Annotated in this window: 4 protein-coding genes; 2 read left to right on the top strand and 2 right to left on the bottom strand. The window is 65.8% G+C overall.

Annotated elements, in window-relative coordinates; genetic code table 11:
- Window positions 1-67: 67 nt before the first annotated feature.
- Window positions 68-1732, bottom strand: coding sequence for an aminotransferase class III-fold pyridoxal phosphate-dependent enzyme (locus IVB47_RS05355; RefSeq protein WP_247460268.1), 1665 nt, complete (start codon window positions 1730-1732; stop codon window positions 68-70).
- 35 nt (window positions 1733-1767) lie between these two features.
- On the opposite strand from IVB47_RS05355, the gene asd reads away from it, so the two are divergent.
- On the top strand, window positions 1768-2631 hold the full coding sequence (asd, locus tag IVB47_RS05360) for an archaetidylserine decarboxylase (RefSeq protein WP_247460269.1): 864 nt from the start codon (window positions 1768-1770) through the stop codon (window positions 2629-2631).
- A 67-nt stretch (window positions 2632-2698) separates the two neighbouring features.
- Window positions 2699-3259 carry an NUDIX hydrolase gene (locus IVB47_RS05365; protein WP_247460270.1) on the top strand — a complete coding sequence of 187 codons (561 nt, stop codon included), beginning with the start codon at window positions 2699-2701 and terminating at the stop codon, window positions 3257-3259.
- 157 nt (window positions 3260-3416) lie between these two features.
- On the opposite strand, the gene IVB47_RS05370 is transcribed toward IVB47_RS05365, so the two are convergent.
- On the bottom strand, window positions 3417-4889 hold the full coding sequence (locus IVB47_RS05370; RefSeq protein ID WP_247460271.1) for a FecR domain-containing protein: 1473 nt from the start codon (window positions 4887-4889) through the stop codon (window positions 3417-3419).
- Between the last annotated feature and the right edge of the window lie 167 nt (window positions 4890-5056).

Genomic DNA, 5056 nt, shown 5'->3' on the forward strand with positions numbered 1-5056 from the left:
GCTTTCGCGCGGAAGTGCGTGGATGGCCGGGACGGGCTCGGCAATGACGGCATTGGCGGACTTGGCCTCAGCGCGCGAAACGCCTGGCCAGCATCTCTTTCAGGATCTGCCGCTTGATGGCTTTGTTGGTGAGGACGCCATCGTGCCACCAGAAGCCGTCGGCCTTCATCTTCTCGGCCGCGCGGACGAAACGCTCGGCGACGTCGGTGAAATCGGCATCGGTGTAGTTCAGGCTGAAGATCAGCCGGCCGGTGCCGACCCAGCTCAGGGACAGGCCTTCGGCGCGCAGGTAATACTGCAGCATCCAGTTGTAGCGGGATGGCGTGGTGTATTTCACCGTCCAGATCGAGGAGAAGTTGGCGAACCGCACCGGCAGGTCCGCGCCCTCCATCATCCGGTTGAGCTTTTGCGCGCGCTCGTTCCAGGTCTCGTCCAACCCGTCATAGACGGCGCGGAAGTTCGGGCTGGCGAGCCGGCTCAGAAATTCGTCCATCGCCGTCATGACGTAGGGGTGCGAGTTGAAGGTGCCGCGGGCGAAGCAAACGTCGGCGGGGCGATCGTCGCGGAAGCGGCGCATCAGCTCGCGTCGGCCGCAGACCACGCCGACCGGCAGGCCGCCGGCGAGGCTCTTGCCGTAGGTCACCATGTCGGCCTTGATGCCAAAGTATTCCTGGGCGCCGCCTGCGGCGAGGCGGAAGCCGACGAAGACCTCGTCGAAGATCAGCACGATGCCGCGTTGGTCGCAGACCTCGCGCAGCTTCTTGAGCCATTCCGTATAAGCCGCGCGATCGAAATTGCCGCCGCGGGAGGAATCAACCAGCGAGGAGTCGCCGGGCGCGTTGCCATTCGGATGCAGCCCCTGCAGCGGGTTGACCAGCACGCAGGCGATGTCCTTGCGCGTCCGCAGCACGTGCAGCGTCTTCTCCGACATCTCGGCGAGGGTGTAGGTCTCGTGCGCGGGAATCGGATTGCCGACTCCGGGCTGCACGTCGCCCCACCAGCCGTGATAGGCGCCGGCGAAGCGGACGAGATGGGTGCGCCTGGTGTGGTAGCGCGCGAGCCGCACCGCCTGCATCACGGCTTCGGTGCCGGACATGTGGAAGGAGACTTCGTCGAGGCCCGAGATCTGGCACAGCCGCGCCACGTTCTCGAGGATGACGGGATGGTAGGGGCCGAGCACCGGTCCGAGCGCGTGCGCGCGCTTCTCGGAGCCCTCGATGCATTCCTTGTAGAAGTCGTTGCCGAAGATGTTGACGCCGTAGGACCCCGTGAGGTCGTAGGAGGTATTGCCGTCGACATCCGTGACCGTGACGCCGCGCGACGACTCCACGAAGGTCGAGGTGCCCAGATGCTCGCGAACGAGGCGCGAGAACTGGAACGGCACGCGGTAGCTCTCGGTGAAGTGCAGGTCGGAGATCTTCTCCGCCGCGTCCTTCGTCATCGCGCGGCCCTTGGGGTAGCGCTCGGCGTAGAGACGCGCGAGACGGAAGAAGCCGTCCTTGCGCTGCGTTGCGACGTTCGCCGGCGCGCCGTCGCAGGCGAAGTAGGCATCGTCTTCGAATTCGTAGAACGGAAGCAGCTTGGCCACCCGGCGGGACATCTTGGAGTGCCCGGCGAGCGAGCGGTGCTTGGCGCGGGACAATTCGATCCGCGCCTTGATTTTCGGGAAGGCGGCGGCAACGGAAGCTGCGGCGGCCACGGACAAAGAAAGAATCGGGAGTGTCGTTTCCATGACAACAAGCGCTAATACTGCGAGCTGACAGATTCATGACAGTCAAAGCCCTCATCGCCTCTTTCACCCAGCAGGAAGACCTCAACTTCCTGTTGACCAACCGCATCCCCCGCGCGGCCCTGACCCGCTTCATGGGCTGGTTCTCCAAGATCGAGAACCCACTGGTGCGTGAAGGCTCCATCGCGCTGTGGAAGCTGTTCTCCGACCTCGATCTGTCGGAGGCGCGCAGGACCCATTTCAGGAGTCTGCACGACTGCTTCACCCGGGAGCTCAAACCCGGCTTGCGGCCCTTTGATCCGGACCCCTCCATTGTCGCCAGTCCGTCCGACGGCATCGTCGGCGCCCATGGCCGGATCGCCAACACCGAGCTGTTCCAGGTCAAGGGCGCGCCGTACTCGCTGCTCGATTTGCTCGGAGACTCCGTGCTGGTCGACCAGCACCGCAACGGCTCCTTCATCACGCTGCGGCTGACCTCGAGCATGTATCACCGCTTCCACGCGCCCTTTGACGCGCATATCGAACGCGTCACGCTGATCCATGGCGATGTCTGGAACGTCAACCCGATCGCGCTGAAGCGGGTCGAGCGTCTGTTTTGCAAGAACGAGCGCGCGGTGATCCGCACGCGTTTGCCGACGGGCGAAGCCGTGACGCTGGTACCGGTCGCCGCGATCCTAGTCGCAAGCATCCGTCTGCACTTCCTCTACATGGTGCTGAATGCGCAGACCAGGGGGCCGGTCAATTTCCCCTGCGACGTCAACGTGAGCAAAGGCGAGGAGCTCGGCTGGTTCGAGCATGGCTCGACCATCATCATCCTCGCGCCCGGCGATTTCACCTTCTGCGACGGCATCGCCGAAGGCACGCGTATTCGCGCAGGTCAAGCGCTGCTGAGAAAAAACTAGCCTTCAATCTGCCGCGTCGGCTGCCTATATCGTTCGTGGGGACGTTTCTGCGACGACGGATTGGGTGATGGCACGGGCGCCGGTCATGGCGGCGGGTGGTATTGTGCTGCGGCGAGGTGCGCCGCCGCTGATTGCCGTCGTGCGCCAGCGCAAGCGCAACGAATGGGTCTTGCCCAAGGGCAAGCTCGACGACGGCGAAACGCCGAGAGAAGCCGCGCATCGCGAAGTGCTGGAAGAGACCGGTCACGACGTCACCATCCACGAATTTTTGGGCACACTCGTCTACCAGTCGGGCGGACGTTCAAAGGTCGTGCATTTTTGGCGCATGGAGGCCGGGGACGGTCCGGTCCGCAAGCTGATGAACGACATCAAGGCCGTCGACTGGCTGACGCTGGAAGACGCGCTCGGGCGCCTGTCGCGCGAGGACGAGCGCGTGTTCCTGACCCAGGTTGGCCCGATCGCGCTCGCGGCCGCTGGGCTTGCGCCGGGGGATGCCGACGTCAGATCGCCGCTCGCGACCGAGGATGTCGATGCAGCCTTGCAGACGCCAGCCGAAGCGGCTTCGGTCGGCGAGTTGCGGCACGGTCTGTTGCAGAAGGTGAAGGCCTGGCTGCGCGGTGAGGCGTGAGTTTTCTTCACCTCGCCCCGCGTTGACGGTGCACCCTCTCCCAACAAGGGGTGAGGGGTGTCTCTCCACGCGCGAAGCTGTCGCAATGGATTCGCGGTGAGAACCCCTCATCCGGCGCTTCGCGCCACCTTCTCCCACAAGGGGAGAAGGAAGAAAGTCATCGCCGCTCCTTCTCCTTCGGAACTGGCGCTGGCCTTCGCGGCGCTACGGGACGTTGCGCGGCGGGGAGGCGCTGCTGGAATCCGCCCGGGCGCTGCATGCCCGGAGGTTGAGCGGCGGGCGGCTGCCCCGGCTGCATGCCGGTGCGCGGAAGTTGCGGCTGCACGTGAGGCTGCTGCTGCGTTCCGGCCGGCTGCTGCGGCGCGACTCCGCCGGGCTGCGTCGGAATCTGTCCACCGCGCTGCGGCTGGTTTTGTGGCCTGCCGTCAGGCTGCGTGCCTTGACCAGCGCGCGGTAGGCCTGCCGGACGTCCCGCGCCTTGCTTCTGGCCTTGTTGCTGCTGACCCTGACCCACGCGCGGCGTACCGGGCTGCCCGGCGCCGCCTTGGCCCGGCGCTTGGCCCTGCCGCTGCGGCGGCTGGCTGCCTTGACGGCCTGGCGTGCCTGGCTGTTGCTGCCCCGGACGGTTGTTCTGACCGGGCTGACCGTTCGGCCGCTGGGGCTGTTGCGGCTGTTGTCCTGGCGCCGTGTTTGGCCGCAATTGTTGCTGTTGCGGCGGCTGGAACGGCCGCGGAATGCGCGGGCTCGCGGTCGGATTGGCGCGGCGGAAGTCGCGCTGCTCGGTGACGATCTGCCGGCCCGTGGTCTGCGCCAGATGCACCTGGCTGACGAAGCCGCGGTCGCGCGCGATCTGCTGTGGTGCGATCGTGATCGGCACCGCGGCAAAGCGCATGACGCCGGCCGCGGCTGCGCCCGGCCGGATCGCAAAACCGCTCGCGCCTTGCGTCAGCGCGCCGAGCCGCGTCCCGCTCGTGCGGTCGTCGATGTCGATGTGTCCGACCCGGCCGTCGGCGTCGGGATAAAGCTTGATGTTGACGTTGTTGGTCTTGTTCGCGGCCGCGCCTTCCGGCACGTCGACGACGCCCGTGGTGCCGCGGATGCCCAGCGTCGCCGTCGGCGTCGTGATCTTCATGTTGCCGGTCTTTGCCACCGCCGCCGCGACGAAGGCGACCGTGCCCTTGCCGATGTCGAAGATGCCTGCGTTCTGCTTGCCGCCGTCCTCATAGACGTAAGTGTCGATGGTGATTTTTGCGCTGGCCGAGAGGTTGAACGTGGTCGCGTCGTTGAAGGTGATGCCGAGCGAGGAGTTCGACGAAGTCTGCACGACGTCGTTGAGATAGATGTCGTCGCGCACGCGCAGCGGATAGGAATTTTTGTCGCGGATCACGGTCGCGATGCCCGTCACCGTGGCGACGTTGCCGATCGGCTCGACGGCGGCGGGCTGCGCGTCGGTCGGGGGAGCGGGTGAAGCCGATGGCGTCGGCGAGGGGGCGGGCGACGGTTGCGCTTGTGGCTGCGCCTGCGCAAGCTCGATTGTCTCGGATGCGAACGCAACGCTCGCGCCAGCCGGCGGCAGCGCCAGCAGCGCAAGCGCGAACAAGAAGCGGCGCCAGGCCACGATAAAAGTCACGAAGAGTCCCGGTGAGAAACGCGAGGCGAGATCGACCGATATCAGCCGCGTACAGCTGAACGGCGGATGAATGTCTATCGCACGGGGGCGGCGAACGTTCAAATGGTACGCGACGTTAGCTTGTGGCCAAGCCTCTCCACCGTCATGGCCGGGCTTGTCCCGGCCAT

This window comes from Bradyrhizobium sp. 62 (assembly GCF_023073035.1).
Taxonomy (GTDB): Bacteria; Pseudomonadota; Alphaproteobacteria; order Rhizobiales; family Xanthobacteraceae; genus Bradyrhizobium.